The organism is Arthrobacter sp. FW305-BF8 (assembly GCF_021789315.1).
Classification (GTDB): domain Bacteria; phylum Actinomycetota; class Actinomycetes; order Actinomycetales; family Micrococcaceae; genus Arthrobacter.
The window spans coordinates 2226942-2242646 of record NZ_CP084561.1; the positions used below are offsets into that span (position 1 = coordinate 2226942).

At 64.0% G+C, this 15705-nt stretch carries 12 protein-coding genes; 7 read left to right on the forward strand and 5 right to left on the reverse strand.

Annotation, left to right across the window (positions count from 1 at the left end):
• Nucleotides 1–205: 205 nt before the first annotated feature.
• Both LFT45_RS09985 and LFT45_RS09990 read left to right on the forward strand, forming a co-directional pair.
• On the forward strand, nucleotides 206–1114 hold the full coding sequence (locus LFT45_RS09985) for an ABC transporter ATP-binding protein (protein WP_236808160.1): 909 nt from the start codon (nucleotides 206–208) through the stop codon (nucleotides 1112–1114).
• Nucleotides 1114–2733, forward strand: a complete 1620-nt coding sequence (locus tag LFT45_RS09990; protein WP_236808161.1) for an ABC transporter permease — start codon at nucleotides 1114–1116, stop codon at nucleotides 2731–2733. Before LFT45_RS09985 ends, LFT45_RS09990 begins: the two co-directional genes overlap by 1 nt.
• 104 nt (nucleotides 2734–2837) lie before the next feature.
• On the opposite strand, the gene LFT45_RS09995 is transcribed toward LFT45_RS09990, so the two are convergent.
• Nucleotides 2838–3662: a hypothetical protein gene (locus LFT45_RS09995; RefSeq protein ID WP_236808162.1), complete on the reverse strand. Its 825-nt coding sequence runs from the start codon at nucleotides 3660–3662 to the stop codon at nucleotides 2838–2840.
• Between the two features lies 1 nt (nucleotide 3663).
• Nucleotides 3664–5328 (reverse strand): multicopper oxidase family protein, encoded by a 1665-nt coding sequence (locus LFT45_RS10000; RefSeq protein WP_236808163.1) that lies wholly within the window; start codon nucleotides 5326–5328, stop codon nucleotides 3664–3666.
• Between the two features lie 1038 nt (nucleotides 5329–6366).
• On the opposite strand from LFT45_RS10000, the gene LFT45_RS10005 reads away from it, so the two are divergent.
• A complete protein-coding gene (locus tag LFT45_RS10005; RefSeq protein ID WP_236808164.1) occupies nucleotides 6367–6903 on the forward strand; it encodes a MarR family winged helix-turn-helix transcriptional regulator in 537 nt (178 codons plus the stop codon).
• A 710-nt stretch (nucleotides 6904–7613) separates the two neighbouring features.
• Here the strand turns inward: LFT45_RS10005 and LFT45_RS10010 are convergent.
• The 3 genes from LFT45_RS10010 to LFT45_RS10020 form a co-directional block, all read right to left on the reverse strand.
• On the reverse strand, nucleotides 7614–7763 hold the full coding sequence (locus LFT45_RS10010; RefSeq protein WP_236808165.1) for a hypothetical protein: 150 nt from the start codon (nucleotides 7761–7763) through the stop codon (nucleotides 7614–7616).
• Nucleotides 7764–8322: 559 nt separating this feature from the next.
• Nucleotides 8323–9636, reverse strand: coding sequence for an MFS transporter (locus tag LFT45_RS10015; RefSeq protein WP_236808166.1), 1314 nt, complete (start codon nucleotides 9634–9636; stop codon nucleotides 8323–8325).
• A 102-nt stretch (nucleotides 9637–9738) separates the two neighbouring features.
• On the reverse strand, nucleotides 9739–11253 hold the full coding sequence (locus LFT45_RS10020) for a xylulokinase (protein WP_236808167.1): 1515 nt from the start codon (nucleotides 11251–11253) through the stop codon (nucleotides 9739–9741).
• Between the two features lie 144 nt (nucleotides 11254–11397).
• On the opposite strand from LFT45_RS10020, the gene LFT45_RS10025 reads away from it, so the two are divergent.
• The 4 genes from LFT45_RS10025 to LFT45_RS10040 all read left to right on the forward strand — a co-directional run bounded on the left by LFT45_RS10025 (nucleotide 11398) and on the right by LFT45_RS10040 (nucleotide 15694).
• A complete protein-coding gene (locus LFT45_RS10025; RefSeq protein WP_236808168.1) occupies nucleotides 11398–12240 on the forward strand; it encodes a DeoR/GlpR family DNA-binding transcription regulator in 843 nt (280 codons plus the stop codon).
• Between the two features lie 4 nt (nucleotides 12241–12244).
• The gene (locus tag LFT45_RS10030) at nucleotides 12245–13303 is read left to right on the forward strand and encodes a zinc-dependent alcohol dehydrogenase (RefSeq protein ID WP_236808169.1); all 1059 of its coding nucleotides are present in this window, start codon (nucleotides 12245–12247) and stop codon (nucleotides 13301–13303) included.
• Nucleotides 13300–13959, forward strand: coding sequence for a class II aldolase/adducin family protein (locus LFT45_RS10035; protein ID WP_236808170.1), 660 nt, complete (start codon nucleotides 13300–13302; stop codon nucleotides 13957–13959). The genes LFT45_RS10030 and LFT45_RS10035 overlap by 4 nt, the downstream gene beginning before the upstream one ends.
• A gap of 178 nt (nucleotides 13960–14137) precedes the next feature.
• Nucleotides 14138–15694, forward strand: a complete 1557-nt coding sequence (locus LFT45_RS10040) for a sugar ABC transporter ATP-binding protein (protein WP_236808171.1) — start codon at nucleotides 14138–14140, stop codon at nucleotides 15692–15694.
• Nucleotides 15695–15705: the final 11 nt, after the last annotated feature.

Below are 15705 nucleotides of genomic sequence, written 5' to 3' on the forward strand. Positions count from 1 at the left end.
GGCCCGACTGACTAGTCACTCCGAGGACTGGCAGCACGGCCGCGAAGGGGCCGAAGACCACGGGTCTTCCCTGGCGGGTTGCCCCGGACGTAGGCTGTGGATTGGAGAGCCGGGAAGCCTGGTCGGCCCGCGGGGCGTCGTGCCCGCGGAACGCCGTGGCAGCCGCCTCGGTCGTTGTTGCTGGACCGAGAGAACGGGCTCCACCATGACATCAGCAGCAGATCCGGTCATTGACGCCACACAGCTCGTGAAGACTTTCGGCAGGACCCGGGCGCTGGACGGCCTTGATCTGCGCGTGGGTCCGGGCGAGGTCCACGGTTTTCTTGGTCCCAATGGGGCCGGCAAATCAACAACCCTCAGGGTGCTTCTCGGACTGATCCGCCCGACCTCGGGAACGGTTCGCGTGTTCGGGCTCGATCCGTGGCGGGACCCGGTCCGGACCCATTGGGACATCGCCTATGTTCCGGGGGATGTGAGCCTCTGGCCGAACCTGTCCGGCGGGGAAGTCATCGACCTGCTCACCGGGCTGCGCGGCGGGGCCGTGGAGCGGATGCGCCGGGACCTGATCGATGAGTTTGAGTTCGATCCGCGGCTTAAGGCCCGGAGTTATTCGAAGGGCAACCGGCAGAAGGTGGCACTCATCGCGGCGTTCGCCCGCCCGGCCCGGCTCTATCTGCTCGATGAGCCCAGTGCGGGCCTGGACCCGGTGATGGATTTGGCGTTCCGCCGGCAGGTCCGACGCGTCAGCGCTGAGGGTGCCACGGTTCTGCTCTCCAGCCATATCCTCAGCGAGGTCGAGCAGCTCTGCGGCCGGGTGACGATCATCCGGTCCGGCAGGGCCGTGGAGTCGGGGACCTTGGCTGGGCTGAGGCATCTGAAGCTCACCCATTTCCGGGTCGAGGGCGCAGACGCTGAGCTGCTGGCTGCCGTGCCCGGCGTGCAGGATGTCCTGAGCGACGGGCATGCTGTTGAGTTTGAGGTGGACTCCGCTCACCTTGCCCTGGTGCTGGACGCGGTCGTGGCGGCCGGGGCCACGGGGCTGAGCGTTTCCCCGCCGTCGCTGGAGTCCCTGTTCCTGCGTCATTACAGCGCCGTCAACGGGCAGGTGCGCTGATGTCCGCCATCATCGACCTGATGCTGGTCCAGGCACGCAGGGACCGGATAGTGCTGCCCGTCTGGATTCTGGGCATCGCCTTTCTGGGATTCGCAGTTGCGGGTGCGGTTGCCACGGAATTCGCGGACGAGGCTGAGCGGTCGGCGATCCTCATGGTGGCCGCGGCCAGCCCTACGTTCCGGTTCGTCCGCGGCCTGCCCGACGGATCCGGCATCGGAGCGGTGGTGTTCTTCCAGGGCTATGCCTTCACCGCAGTCCTGGCGGGACTGATGAGCACATTTCTGGTCATCAGGCATACCCGCGCCGATGAGGAGCTAGGACGCGGAGAGCTTATCGGGGCCGTGCCGATCCCGCGGGCGGCCCCACTGACAGCAACCCTCCTGCTGGGGGCAGCTGCGAACCTGGTGCTGGCTATTTGCGTGGCTGCCGGCTTGGCCGCCGCCGGGCTGCCAGGACCCGGAGCCATCACGGCCGGGGCCGCTGTCGGCGCGGCCGGGGTTTTCTTCGTCGCGGTCGCCGCCACCATCGCACAAGTCATGCCCTCAGGGCGGGCCGCCAATGGCGCGGCAGCGGCCCTGGTCGGTGCAGCGTATTTCGTTCGAGGCATCGGTGACGCGTTGGGCACGCCGACCGCCGATCTGACCAGGGTCACCAGCGGATGGGTTTCGCTGTTCTCGCCCATCGGGTGGGGCCAACGCTCCAGGCCCTTCTCTGCCGCTGACCCCGCGCCGCTGCTGGTCCTGGCCGCAGCGGCCACCGCCCTGGCCGTTGCCGTCATGGTGCTCCGAAATCGCAGGGATCTGGGCGCCAGCCTGCTGCCCGAACGTGCAGGCCCGGAGCGAGCCGGCGCGGGTGGTGCCTCCTTCCTGGGCCTGGCGTGGCGCCAACAGCAGCCCACCCTGATCGGCTGGTGCCTCTTCGCAGCCCTGCTCGATGGCATCGCCGGGAGCCTCGGGCCCGTGGTCAGTGACGTGATCGGCGGCAATGACTCACTCCGGGAGCTGATCCTTCGCCTCGTCCCGGGGACCCGGGCAGAGATCATCGATGTGTTCACCGCTGCCCTGCTGGGCATCGCCGGTGTCCTGGCCGCTGCCGCCGGCATCCAGGCCATGCTGCGGCTCCGCACAGAGGAAGCCGAGGGCAGGGCCGAACTCCTCCTGGCCACGCCCCGCTCCCGGGCCCGGTGGCTTGGCGCGAACCTGATCCTCGCCGCGGCCTCTGCCACGGTCGTGGCCGCCGTCGCCGGGACCGCGGCCACCGCCGGCCTCACCCTCTCCGGCGTGGGCAACGGCCCGCCCGGCCTGCTGATCGGCTCCGCGTTGGCGCACGTCCCGGCCGCCGCCGTCTTCGTCGCGGCAACGGCGGTGGCCTTCGCCGCGGTGCCCAGGGTGAGTATTCCCTTGGGGTGGGCCATGTTGGCCGGCGGCCTGGTCCTGGGTCAGTTCGGTGAGCTGCTGCGCCTGCCTGCCTGGCTGCAGGATGTGAGCCCGTTCCGGCACTCCGCGGCGATGCCTGTCGAGCCGTTCGACCCCGAAGCTGCCCTGACCATGACCACCATTGCCCTCGCCGGAGCAGGGATCGCTGCCTACCTGTTCCGGCGCCGCGACCTCACTCCGTGATACCGAACGCTTGGACAGGTGCTGCTCGCTGTGCGGCTGGTTCCGCAACGGGCCGACGTCGGCCCGGATGCAGGTCATCAGGGTGGAGCACTGATGGCTTGTGGTCATCCGTCCGTGTGGGTGTGGTCCGGCCCGGTGATTAACTGTTCGGGGTCCCACGGCGGTTCGACGGCCATGTCCACGCCGGTTCCGGACACGGACCTGGGTTCGACGCTCACACTCTCAGCAGGAGTGTGCGCCTGCCGGCTGATGCCGTCGCGGACGCTCTCGACGATGTCGTCGCCGAGCAGCGGTCCCATGTAGCTGATGCTGAGCTGCCCGTCTTTAGCTATGGTGTCGTAGTTCCCGAGGGCGTCGGACAGAATGCCCTCCCGGTCGACGGCGGCGGACACTGCGGCGGGGTCCGCCGTGGCAACGCTGAAACGCAGGTCATGGACCAGGACGGGCAAGACATAGAAGTTGTTCACGCCCAGCTGTTTCATGCCCTGTTCGGTGGCCGCGTGGACGATGGCCCGTCCGTCGTCGGGGGTTGCGGTGGCTGGCAGCGCCACAATCACTTCCGGCACCACTCGCTGGAGCACTTCGGGTTCGAGGACGTCCGGGGAGATGGACGTCAGGACTGTGCCCCGTGCCGCGGCGGCGGCGTCCAGCCGCTTGCGGATACCTGCGACGTCGCCGTCCAGTCCGGCGTGCACGGCGATGACCACACGCCGCCGGACCATGAGCCCGTCGTAGCTCACCACCGGCCGCCCGTTACCCAGGTCCTGGCCTTCCTCAGCCTGGGCGAGCACCGTATCTGCTTGGCCGGCGGCAGAAGAGGCTACAGCCGGGACCGGTGGCGCCACGGGGCCAGCCTGAACGACGCCGGTGCATCCGGCCAGGCCCAGCGCGAGCACAACGCCGGAAATCATGAGAAGCGGGTTTTTCATGTCAGGTCCCCGCCGGGTAGGCCAGCTTGTACTTCGAGGCGTAGTACCCCTCTGGCCGGGTTTCCAGTACGGGCTTGTCGGCGGTGATCGGGTCGTTGTTGCGCGGGTCTCCGACCGCGAACTGGATCATCATGTCATGGTCCTCGTGCACGAGATTGTGGCAGTGCACCATGTACCGGCCGCCCTCGTGCTCGCCGGTGTCGAACTGCATCAGGACCGTGACGGATTCGTTTTCGCCGGTATAGAACACGTCCTTGGCGCCGGTCTCCCAGGCGAAGGGCTTGCCGCCGTTGGTGTTCCGGGCGATGATCTTCCCGTCAATCAGGTGGATGTGCAGGGGGTGGAACCAGCCGCCGGACTCGTTGACGATGGTCCACTGTTCCACCTGGTCCCGCTGGGGGTTCCCGAAGGTCCGCATGAATCCGGATTTTTCGACGTCGTCCCAGGTCTCACCGTTGATGGTCCATTCCCCACCCTGGCGCTGGACACGCATGACCCGCTTGGCCACTGCCATGTCCGGAGTCAGGGACATCGGATCCAGCCCGCCCTTGGCCTTCCGGGGTGAACCGCCGTTATCCAGGGTCGACGGGATGGAGCTGAGCGTCCGGGACCCCGGCCGGGCGGGCGAATCGGCCACGACCTGGAACTTCATGACCTTGCCGGTGTTGGCGAAGTTCACGTTGTTCTTGTTGCTCAGATTCCGCAGCTCCACGCTCTGCCCCGGCTTGTACTTGCGGAAATCGATCAGCACCTCGTATCGTTCGGCCGTCCCCTGCCGCCAGGACGAGACGGCCTGGACCTTCGGCACCATGCCGCAGTCCGTGCCCACGACATAAAACGGGTCGCCGTTGGAGAGGGCGAAACGGTAGGAGCGGGTGATCGAGCCGACCAGAAACCGGAACCGGTAAATCCGCGGCTTGACCTTCATGGTGGGCCACGGCACCCCGTTGACCATGATGATGTCACCCCACAAGCCCGCGTGGCCGTTGTCGTTGTACCCCAGGGACCCGTCCGCATTAAACATGGCATCCGAGACCATGACCGGAACATCGAATTCGCCCTGCGGCAGCTGCGCCTGCTCGTACCGGTCCGTGAGCGCGTAGAACGCGGCGAGCCCGGAATACACGCCCTGGGCCGTGTACAGGTGGTTATGGTCGTGGTACCAAAGCGTCCGCCCGGTCTGCCAGTTCGGATAGTGGTAGTTCTTCACCTTGCCCGGGGCGGTGCGGTCATTGGCGTACCCGTCGTACTGCGGCAGAGAGGCCGAACCGTGCAGGTGCGTGACCGTATTGAAGGGCGCCGCGTCCAGCAGGCTCTTCGCGGGCAGCCGGTTGCTGATCCGTACCTCGGATCGGGTGCCCTGGGGAACCCTGATGGTCGGACCCGGAAAAATCCCGTTGTACCCGGCCAGGGTCGTCGACAACCCCGGGACGAAGTTCGCTCTCCCCAGCTTCTGCGTCAGCGAATACTTCGCGAAAGCCTGCCCGTCCGCGTCACGCCCGGTCGAATACGGAACCAGTTCCGGCGGCCGGACAAACGCCCGCGCGTACGGGACCGGCATGTTCTTCGCCGCCAACCGGCTCGGCGTACTGATCGACCCCGATGTCGAATCCTCGCCCCGGCCCTTCTTGGCCGGCATGCCGGCCAGTGCCGACCCGGCGTTCATCCCGCCAAGGGTGACAGCACCACCCACCAATCCCAGCCTCAACAAATCTCTTCGAGTTGCCATAGCTTCCTCCCCAATCTCCGTGTCCAAAATGAAGCGAGCCGGCCGCGTCCCCTTCGTGAGGCACGCATGATTCACTGCCTGTCTGCCCGGCCCGCGAAGCGGCCTGGAATCGCACCGCGCAATAATTGCTTTGGCGCAACGAAAACAGGATCGTTCGGGGTCCTTAAAAAAACCTTGGGCTCCCGCAGATCATTAACTTCCCGCCCACCAGAACAGGTGGGGTTAGGGACTCGTCACCGGGGACATAGGCGATATCCCGGTGGTCGCGTGCCGCATCCGGCCGGGGGACCATCCCCTGGCCGGGCTGCCTGCCACGCCCTTGGCTGTGGTTCAGCGTTGCCTGTGGTTGATACTGGGGCACATTCTCTTTGGTGCCGCAACGACTACGACGATGGCGTGCCGTGCGGTTAGGAGTGAACCATGAACGACCCCAGATGCAGCCAATAAGCACCTGCGGGGGAGGGGCGCCCGGAACTACCCACACATCCCCTTATTTCAGTCCCTGACCAGGGCCGCCTCCTACCCTTGCCCTTTCCTTTTGCGACACCGCCATGAGTTCGAATTCATGGAAGTTGGTGAAGCCGGCTAATGTGACGAGGAAGATCGCGAGGTCGAACAACGGGGTGGATGTCACGACGTCGGATCGTGCTTCTCCGATGGCTTCGTTACCTTCGGCAGTCTCCGGCGGCAGGTGTAAGAAGACTTAGGCCACAGCTAATCTACCGGCGATAGATCCTCTGTATCGTTCGGGCACCAGCGGAAGCGCCCCTGATTCCAGGGGCGGCCAGATGGAGTACCGCCAGGACCCCCGTCAGGACGAGAGCCCACAGCACACTGTGCTGAGTCCTCGTTGCCATCATGGGCCAGCTCTTCCGTCCCTTTTCGTTCTGCCACTTTCAGGCCCCCTCGCCGCCGCTGAACCTTCTCAACCTTGTTCTTTGCGCTTATATCCTCATTCAGCCGATACTGGACGGCATGGATGGGCCAGCAGAAGAGAAGCCATACGAGAAATCGGACCTGGACGCGGTACTGCGGGCCTCGAGGGTTTTCGTCGCCGTCGTGGCCCAGTCGATTGCCGACGTCGAGGACCTTGTCACCCCACCCCAGTGGCGTGTCCTGATTCTGATCGCGACGCGCGGTCCGCAGACCCTTGGGGCGGTGGCAGCAGATTTGGGAGTGCACCCTTCCAATGCCACGCGTACAGGAGACAGGCTTGAAGCCGCTGGGCTAGTCTGCAGGGAGGGAGACCCGGTGGACCGGCGTTCCCTCCGCCTCCGGCTCACGGGTGAGGGACGATCATTGGTTGAGCGCGTGATGTCTCACCGCAGGCACGCGCTCAATGACGTAGTGGAGCGCATGAAACCCGATGACCGCCGCATGCTGGAAACGGCGCTATCCGCGTTCGCCGAAGCAGCCGGTGAGATGCCGGATGAAGCGATGAGCGCGGCCCTCGGATTCGGTGACGGCCACTATAAGAGAGGGCCCTCCGCTGTCCATGCTCCAGCTCAATGAGCACATCATGGGAAGCTGCACTTCCGGTTACGGTTCTGTGCCTCGGTACCTGAGGTAATGCGCTCGAAGGTCTTCATCACTTGTTCGGCGTCCTTACCGATCATGTCGCGGTTGAGTACATCTGTCGGCTACCAGATGTGGAATCTCTCATCCAGTGGGAGTCGAGATCGAACGCCGATAACCGCCGTTTCGTCATGCTGGAATGCGTTGGACCTTCTGGCTGTTCGGTGCTCGATGGGCGAACTTCTGGTCATGCTCTCTTCTACTGTCTCGTCCATGAAATGGTCGAAGGAGGTGACAACGCCATGACGTTCACTGAATCGCAGGCCTAGGATTGCTCCGCGCACCGATGCCCGGTCAAGATTGTGCGTCAGATTCCAGCTGAGTCCGGGAACGTCGTCCCGGCGCGTGGAGCGACGGTCGTTGCTGGAGAGCGATTCTCCCGTCAGAAAGGACCGTGGCACGCGGCTGGGTCTGGCTCAAAATGGGCAAAAAGAAGGTGTGCACAATGTGCACACCTGGGGCTTCGGATTCGGTTGTACCGGCATCGGACTGGGCCGGACGGGGGATGTTTTCGGGGGAGTGGCGGAATTTCAGGGGGAGCGGCTGGTTCGAGTCCCACCTCGGGCACGTGTTTTCCCTGTTCAGGGGCTTTTTAGCCTCTGAGTGTGCACATTTTGTTCACTTATAGGCCCCTGCGGGGGCCTTTTTCATTGGTGGCTGCTGTGCCCGGGTGCCTCCTTGCCTTCCTGGATCGACGGGTTGTTGTTCGTTACCAGTTCATGGGCGTTTATGGCTCGGCCGACATGATCTGGGAAAAATTTGGTGCGGGTTTCTCTATCGCGTCGCTGCGTGTTCATCAGGTTCCTCCTTAGCGGCTATAGGTGGCTGATCTGCTTATCCATGGTGGGTGCGGGGGAGGACGACGTGACTTGCGCTTAAACGGTAGGGAATCGGTGGCGACGGACGCCCACAGGCTGTCCGATACTGCCCGACAAGACAGCGTTGCCTGCGTTGTAGCCCATGATGCTCACCGTCCTTCTTCCATGGATCGAGGGTTTCCGTCGTTACGTGTTCATGGTCGCCGTCGGAGTTGGCTGCATGACGGTGTGGATTCTTTGCCGCGGTGTCCCCGAAGCGAGGTGCTGCTGCCTGGCTGGTCTTTCATGGTTGTTCGTTGCCGGCCTGTTGGGTGACTGCATGACCGAATGATGAGCCGCCGAAGCACCTGAGCCGGCAGGAAGCCACAATCTGACAGCCCCTGTCGCCCGCCGACAGGGAACGAGCCAGACGTGTCAGGTAGCGATTCAAAAGGGACCTGATGTCCTGCAGCCAATGAGTAAACGCCCGGCTGGATGCTCCAGCCGGGCGTTTACATGGTTTTCATTTTTGGTTACCTGCCACCAGTTTTGTGGGCCCTCACGCCGACGGTGTCGAGACCAGGTTCTGTTCTTCGAGTTTGGTCTTGTTGCCCGTTCGTGTGCGTTCATCGGTTGGGCGGAAGGCCAGGGTGAGAAGTGCGGCAAGGCCGTAGCAGCCGGCGAAGAGCCAGACCATTCCTTCCTGTCCGAGTGAGCCGTAGAACAGTGCGACGAGCAGGGGCCCGACGGCGACTGAGGCGCCCATGCCGATGTTGTAGGCGGACATGACTGCGCCGGGGTGGCCTGGTTCAAGACCTGCTGTTAGTGCGGAGAGGGGCACGAACCCTGCAAGTGCGATGCCGAAGGCGATGCCGGCGAGGACCGCAAGAGGGTAGGAGCCGGTCCACGCGGGAAGGTAATACAGTGCGAGCAGGCTAACGCCGCTGAATACTGCACCGAACCATCGGACCGTGTTGCGCCAGCCGATCCGGTCTCCGAGCATTCCGAAAATCACATTGAAGGGGATGTTGGCGGCGTAGATGATCGTTGTGAGGAGCAACCAGCCGCTGAGGCCGAAGTTGAACCGGTCGGCAAACAGCACAGGGAAGAACACGAACGAGCCGTACTGCGGGGCAGTGTTCAGCATCCTGATGATTGATGCGCAGAGCACCTTCGGACGTGTGGCCATGAGCTTCAGCCCGAGACTGAGCGTGCCGAAGGCCTTATCGCCGGGGCGGACCAATGGGCGGCTTCCGGTCTTCTCGCGGAGACCGAGCAGGGCGATAAGCGAACCCGCGACCACGAGGCCCAGGGAGAGCCAGAGGGTGTTGAGAGGGCCGAGCACGGGGATTGATCCGTTTGCGATCAGTGCGCCAAGAGTGGGAAGGCCGGCTGTGAAGGAGACGTAGAACCAGCCGATTGCGGTGGCCAGGCGGGCGCGGTCGGCAACCGCTGCGATCCATACCAGGAAACCGAAGGCAAACAAGGGGTATCCGATTCCCCGGGCGGCGTAGGCGAGGAAGATGATGCTTTCGTTGTCCGCTGCCACGCCGAAGGCCAGGAAGATGACTTCGAAGACTATCCAGCCGGTGGCGCCGATCAGCATGACGCGTTTGGGGCCCCAGAGGTCCGAGAACGCGGCGGCGAGCCAGGATGAGACGGCGACGACGATTCCGTAGACGGTCACGAGGAGGCCCACCCGCTGGACGTCCATGCCGTTGTGGTCCTGGAGGAACGGGGTGAGGTAGTTCGACTCGACGCCGTCTCCGATCATGAACAGGAGGACGCCGACGTAGCCAAGGATCAGGGGTTTAGGGATGCCCAGGCGCTCCCAGAGAGGGTGCGCCGCTTTGGCGGCAGTGGAAACAGGCACGTTCTTTTTCCTTTGGGGTGGGGGCAGGCCGGACATGCGTGGCGAAGGGTCTCATGTGAGCACCCCAAGCTTGTTGTGGCCTTGGATGATTGCGTTTTGCGGTCAGTGGGGGACCGCGTCCAGTGCCTTATACACCGGGGCGAGGGTTTCGTAGAGGTGTTGGTAGACCTTCCACAGCTGCGCGTATTTTGCTTCGGCGGCTGGATCCGGACGTACGGTGCCACCTCGTCGGGACATGGCGGCTGCGGCTGCCGGCAGGTCGGCGTGGATTCCCACGGCCACTGCAGCGAACATGGCTGCGCCCAGCGCTGTCGTCTCCGGAGCCTTGCACAGGATGAGGTCTCTGCCCAGGACGTCGGCGACAATCTGGGCCCAGATAGGGCTTCTGGAACCGCCTCCGGTGACGAGGAGTTCGGTCGGTTTGTCAGCTACCGCGCGGGAGAGTCCTTCCACCTGCAGCTTCACCTCGAAGGCGACACCTTCGAGGATGGCCCTGTAGAAGTGGGCCTTGGTGTGGGTTCCCGTCCAGCCGATGACCGCCCCGCGGGCTGCGCTGTCCCAGTACGGGGTTTGGGCGCCATGCCAGTACGGAAGGGCGAGGAGCCCCTCGGCTCCCGGACCGATCTCGGTGAGGGCGGCTTCCAGATCAGCGATCTGTTCAGATGCCGGCGTGCCCGTCCCAAAGCCGTCCAGGAACCAATTGACCAGGTATGTTCCGGATGAAAGGAACGCTTCAAGGAGATACCCGTTGCCGCTTGCGGCTACGACAGTCCTGTAGTCGCGGTCCCACACGTAGTCCTCGGAGATGGTGCCGCACACCTCCGCGGTACCCATGTTCAGGTAGACGCTTCCCGGGGCGATGACACCGGCTCCGACGGCGGCGCATTGGCCGTCTCCTGCGGCCGCGATGACTGGGAGCCCTGCGGGCAGTCCAAGTTCAGCGGCGAGCTCATCGGTAACCAGGCCAATTGCAGCGCCTGGGTCGACGATCCGGGGCAGCTTTTCGATCGGCACGCCCACTGAGGCGCACAGCTCCCGGGACCAGGTCCCGAGCACCATGTCAAGCATGCCGGTGCAGTCGGCGCTGGCCCGGCTGGAGGCCCACTGCCCTGTCAGGCGCAGGTTCAGGTACGCGGAGACATCGCCGATCCTGTCTGCAGAGTCCAGGGTGACGGGTTCATGGCGGCGCAGCCAGGCCAGCTTGTAGAAGCTCGGGGTGGTGTCGGCCGGGCGACCGGAAATCGCGTGTACCCGGTCGTTGCCCAGATCGCGGACCTCGTTCTTTGCCCGGGAGTCCATCCAGACCATGGCCGGCCGGATCGGCTCTTCACCGCTGAGGCAGACGAAGGTCTCACGCTGGCAGGTAATGGCCAGCGCGCGGATCCTCGTGGAGCCCAGGAGAGCAGTCACAGCCTTGATGGCCTGTTCGGTGGCTTTCCACCATTCTTCGGCGGATTGCTCGTATTCGCCCGGTGCGGGGTTGCTGAGTGTGAGGTTGCCACGTCCTGTGGCGACCGTGTTGCCGTGCGCGTCAACTGCGACAGCCTTGCTGGCTGTCGTGGAGCAGTCAATCGCGATGACCACCTCGTGCTGTTCAGCGGTGGTTGGGGGGAGCATGGTGAAGCCTCGCCTTCGAATGCATGTCGCTCTCGCGAAAGTAGTGAGCTACATCATGACTCCAACAAACTTAACAAGTCAAGTGTTGTGTTTGTTATGTTTTTGGGGTTAGCTTGTTTCAACGAAATTCAACGAGGAGTTGAGATGGGACCTGATATTCCGAGCCGTCGCCGCGAGCAGATCGCCCTGTACGTGAGAGAGGCCGGCGCAGTACGCAACGAAGAACTGGCCGAACGGTTTGGCGTAAGCCTGATGACCATTCACCGCGACCTGGACGCCCTGTCCAATGAGGGGTGGCTGGAAAAGACCCGTGGCGGGGCCCGTGCCGGTGGCCTGCGTCTTCACGAGCGCAATGTGGCCCTGCGTTACCGCCAAAACACTGCGCAAAAACGTGCCATCGCCAGGGGCGTGATGTCCTACCTGCGTCCGGGCATGACGATCGCCATGGAGGACTCCACAACGACAGCTGCTTTGCTGCCGTATTTTGGCAGTCTTCACCCGATGACTCTCATCACGAACTTCTTGCCTGCCATCAACGCAGCAGCCGCTGATCCCGACATCGATCTCGTGTCCTTGGGCGGACAGTATGACCGGAACCTGGACTCGTTCGATGGCCCGGCGGTCATAGACCAGCTCGCCCTTCTGAACGCGGACGTGTCCATCCTCTCCGCTGCCTCGGTGCACAAGGGATGGCTGCTGCATCCCTCGCCCGATACGGCCCGGCGCAAGAAGATGCTTTCCGAAATCGGCGAGACCCGCATCCTCATGATCGATTCATCGAAGTTCGACCAGCGGGCGTCATACCGCGTCGGTTCCATCGACAACTTTGACGTCGTCGTCACCGACAGCGGCATCTCGGAAGCGCACCTCGAAGAACTTCGGCAGCTTTCCCCGGAAATTAACGTCGTCGACGTTCTCCCGGAGGACATCACGGCCCCGCCTTTGCTGGGGCTTCCCAACACCTATCCCGTCAGTCAGGAGAACTAACACCATGAACACCATGCGCGCGGCAATCTTCCGCGGCCCAGGGGAACTCGCGATCGAGGAAATCGAGCGCCCAACACCCGGTCCCGGCGAAATCTCGGTCAACGTCAAGGCCGCAGCCACCTGTGGAACAGACCTCAAGTCCTACCGCCGGGGCCACCCCAAGCTCTTCCCGGTCCTCCCGGCCCGCTTCGGCCATGAGTTCGCCGGTGTTGTGGAAGCCGTGGGCTCTGGCGTCGAAGGCTTTGAAGTCGGCCAGCGAGTCGTAGCCGCCAACACAGCACCGTGTGGGCGCTGCTGGGCATGCACGAAGCAGCGCCCCAGCCTGTGTGAGAACCTTGAGTTCCTCAACGGTGCCTTCGCTGAGCAGGTGGTCATTCCCGCAGCAATCGTGGCACGGAACACGTTCCACCTTCCCGACTCGGTAAGCTACGCCTCCGCTGCCCCCCTGGAGCCCCTCGCCACCGTCGTCCACGGCATGGCTGAAACCGGGATGCAGCTCGGAGACACGATCGTCGTCAACGGCTGCGGGCCCATCGGGCTCATGTTCATCCGGCTTTCCCGCTTGCGGGGAGCAAACGTGATCGCCACCGACCGTTCCGCTGTGCGCCTTCAGCAGGCCAAGGAAGCCGGGGCCGGCCAGGTCCTGGACCTCACAGATCTCGCCACCACGGCTGACCGTTCGGCTGCCGTCCGCGAGCTCACCGACGGCAAACGGGGAGTCGACGTCGCCATCGAGGCTGTCGGGCTTCCCGAAGTCTGGGAGCAGACAGTGGAATGCCTGCGCCCGGGCGGCACAGCCGTCCTGTTCGGCGGCCCGAAAGCCGGCTCCCGATTCTCCGTGGACGCCGTGGCGATGCACTACAGCGAGTACACACTCAAGGGCGTCTTCCACCACACACCTGAATACACCAAGGTCGCCCTTGACCTCCTCAGCTCCGGGGACCTGGACGGTGAAACGCTCATCTCCGAGACGCGCCCGCTCGAAGCCCTCGTCGATAGCCTCGAAGACATGGCCCAGGGTAAAGGCGCCAAGTACCTTCTCGACCCGGCGCTGACGGCATGAGCAACATCATGCTGGCCGAGGAGCGCCAATCCGTAGTAGACCTTGCCCAGCGCATGGTGCGCGACCGGCTCGTGGTCGGAACGTCGGGGAACATCTCCCGCCGGGTCGGGGACCACGTCCTGCTCACGCCCAGCGGAACCGACTACGACACCATGACCGCTGAAGACATTGTCGTGGTGAATTTGGAGGGCGACAGGGTTGACGGGCGCCTCAACCCCACTGTTGAAATGCCCCTGCACCTGATGTGCTACGCACGTCATGACGCGCAAGCGGTCGTCCACACCCACTCCACTGCGGCGACGGCCCTTTCACTGCTGCAAGACGAGGTCCCGCCGGTGCATTACCAGCTGGCGATGTTCGGAGGATCCGTTGCGGTGGCCCCCTACGCGACCTACGGCACCGAGGCCCTCGTGAACAACGTGTCCAACGCACTGAGCGAAAGCAAGGGTGCCGTCATGAAGCACCACGGGACCATCTGCATCGGGGAGAACCTCCAGAAGGCCTACGACCGTGCCCGCCAGCTCGAATGGTTGTGCGACGTCTGGCTCAGAGCCCGGAGCGTCGGGGAACCGGCACTCCTCCCAGCAGATGAGATGGAGCGGGTCACAGCCGGCTTCCTCAACTACGGCAAGCAACCCACCGCCACCCAGGCCTAGCACAACGAACTCCCGCTGGGGCAGGCCGCAACGGCATGCCCCAGCGGAGAGCACGCTCCACGAGCACCCTCTCCCTTCAACGAGTGGGCCCATCCGGGCCCCTCCATCCGGACCACGCCGGAAATCACTGTGAACTGATCAGCTCCGGACGATGGCGCCTGGAGCGGAAAGAACCAAGATGACCAGCCCAACGACGAGTCACAGGTCAGATGAGGCCCCCGAGGCAGGCCTGAGCAGCCCCATAAGCCTCGAATGCCTCAACATCAAGAAGTCCTTCGGCGGAGTACCCGTGCTGAAGGACGTGTCCCTGCAGCTCCTTCCCGGAACCATCACCGCCCTTGCCGGCGAAAACGGCGCCGGCAAATCAACACTGATGAAAATCGCATCGGGACAGTACCGCCCTGACGCCGGAAGAGTCCTCGTCCAGGGACACGACCTTCCCGCCGGCAACGCCCAGGCCTCCCACAGGCTGGGCGTGAGCATCGTTCCCCAGGAGCTGGCATCCGTCATGGATCTCAGCGTCTACGAAAACATCTTCATCGGTCGTGAGATCAGGGGTCCCTTGGGTCTCCAGCGCAAGAAGATGATCGACGAGGCCCGAAAGAACCTGGAAGTGTTCGGCCTGGACATCGATCCGGCCACCAGGATGGGCAGCCTGCCGGTAGGCATCCGCCAGATCATCGAGATCATCAAGGCCACCAACACCGGCGCCAGGGCCATCCTGCTGGACGAACCCTCCAGCGCCATCGCTGAACGGGAAGTCGAACGACTGATCTCAGTAATGCGCCACCTGCGCGACCGCGGAGTGGCACTGCTCTTCACCACCCACAAAATGGAGGAAATCCGCGCGGTGGCCGACCGCGTAATCGTCCTCCGCGACGGCGGCCTCGTCCTTGACAAGCCCCTGGCCGAGCTCAGCGACGACGACATCGTCACGGCCATGATCGGCCGCGAACTCGAAGACCTGTTCCCCGAACGCAACACCCCGGCTGAGGAAACCGTGCTTGAAGTTGACGGCCTGTACGTCGATGGAGCAGGCGGTCCTGTGTCGGTTTCAGTCCGGCGCGGCGAAATCGTCGGCCTGGCAGGGCTCGTTGGAGCAGGACGGACCGAACTGCTCGAAACCATCTTCGGCATGCGCCGCACAATGGGCGGGGAAGTCCGGGTCCTGGGCAAGTCCGTCAAAAAGCACTCTCCCTCGGCTGCGATTGATGCAAGAATCGCCATCGTTCCCGAAGACCGGAAAGGATCCGGGGCCATCCTGTCCATGGACGTCCTGGACAACGGAAGCCTGCCCCGGCTATCCCACTACTCCACAGCGGGGTTCCTGAAGCAGGGCGCCCGACGCGCCGCAGTACAAAAGGCAACCGAATCCGTGCGACTGCGCAGCCGGGGCCTGGGCCAGCCAATGGAAACCCTCTCCGGCGGCAACCAACAAAAAGTCGTCCTGGCACGCTGGCTAACCGGCCCAGTGGACGTCCTGCTCCTGGACGAACCCACCAGAGGAGTCGACGTCGGAGCCCGCAGCGAGATCTACCGCATCATCGTCGAACTCGCCTCCCAGGGCATGGCCGTCCTGATGGCCTCCAGCGACATGCCCGAAGTGCTCAGCCTGTCCCACCGCGCCCTCGTCATGCGGGGCGGGGAAGTAGCCGGCGAACTCAGCAGTGAAGACCTTGACCGATCCGACGTGCAGGAAAAGATTTTCCGGCTCGCCAGCGGCCTGACCCAGTAATCCCAAGGAAA

Bases quoted from the DNA above. Each gene is read 5' to 3' on its own strand.
- LFT45_RS10010 (WP_236808165.1), bottom strand. From the start codon at position 7,763: ATGAACACGCAGCGACGCGATAGAGAAACCCGCACCAAATTTTTCCCA.
- LFT45_RS09995 (WP_236808162.1), bottom strand. From the start codon at position 3,662: ATGAAAAACCCGCTTCTCATGATTTCCGGCGTTGTGCTCGCGCTGGGC.
- LFT45_RS10000 (WP_236808163.1), bottom strand. From the start codon at position 5,328: ATGAACGCCGGGTCGGCACTGGCCGGCATGCCGGCCAAGAAGGGCCGG.
- LFT45_RS10035 (WP_236808170.1), top strand. From the start codon at position 13,300: ATGAGCAACATCATGCTGGCCGAGGAGCGCCAATCCGTAGTAGACCTT.
- LFT45_RS09990 (WP_236808161.1), top strand. From the start codon at position 1,114: ATGTCCGCCATCATCGACCTGATGCTGGTCCAGGCACGCAGGGACCGG.
- LFT45_RS10005 (WP_236808164.1), top strand. From the start codon at position 6,367: ATGGATGGGCCAGCAGAAGAGAAGCCATACGAGAAATCGGACCTGGAC.
- LFT45_RS10030 (WP_236808169.1), top strand. From the start codon at position 12,245: ATGAACACCATGCGCGCGGCAATCTTCCGCGGCCCAGGGGAACTCGCG.
- LFT45_RS10040 (WP_236808171.1), top strand. From the start codon at position 14,138: ATGACCAGCCCAACGACGAGTCACAGGTCAGATGAGGCCCCCGAGGCA.
- LFT45_RS10020 (WP_236808167.1), bottom strand. From the start codon at position 11,253: ATGCTCCCCCCAACCACCGCTGAACAGCACGAGGTGGTCATCGCGATT.
- LFT45_RS10025 (WP_236808168.1), top strand. From the start codon at position 11,398: ATGGGACCTGATATTCCGAGCCGTCGCCGCGAGCAGATCGCCCTGTAC.
- LFT45_RS09985 (WP_236808160.1), top strand. From the start codon at position 206: ATGACATCAGCAGCAGATCCGGTCATTGACGCCACACAGCTCGTGAAG.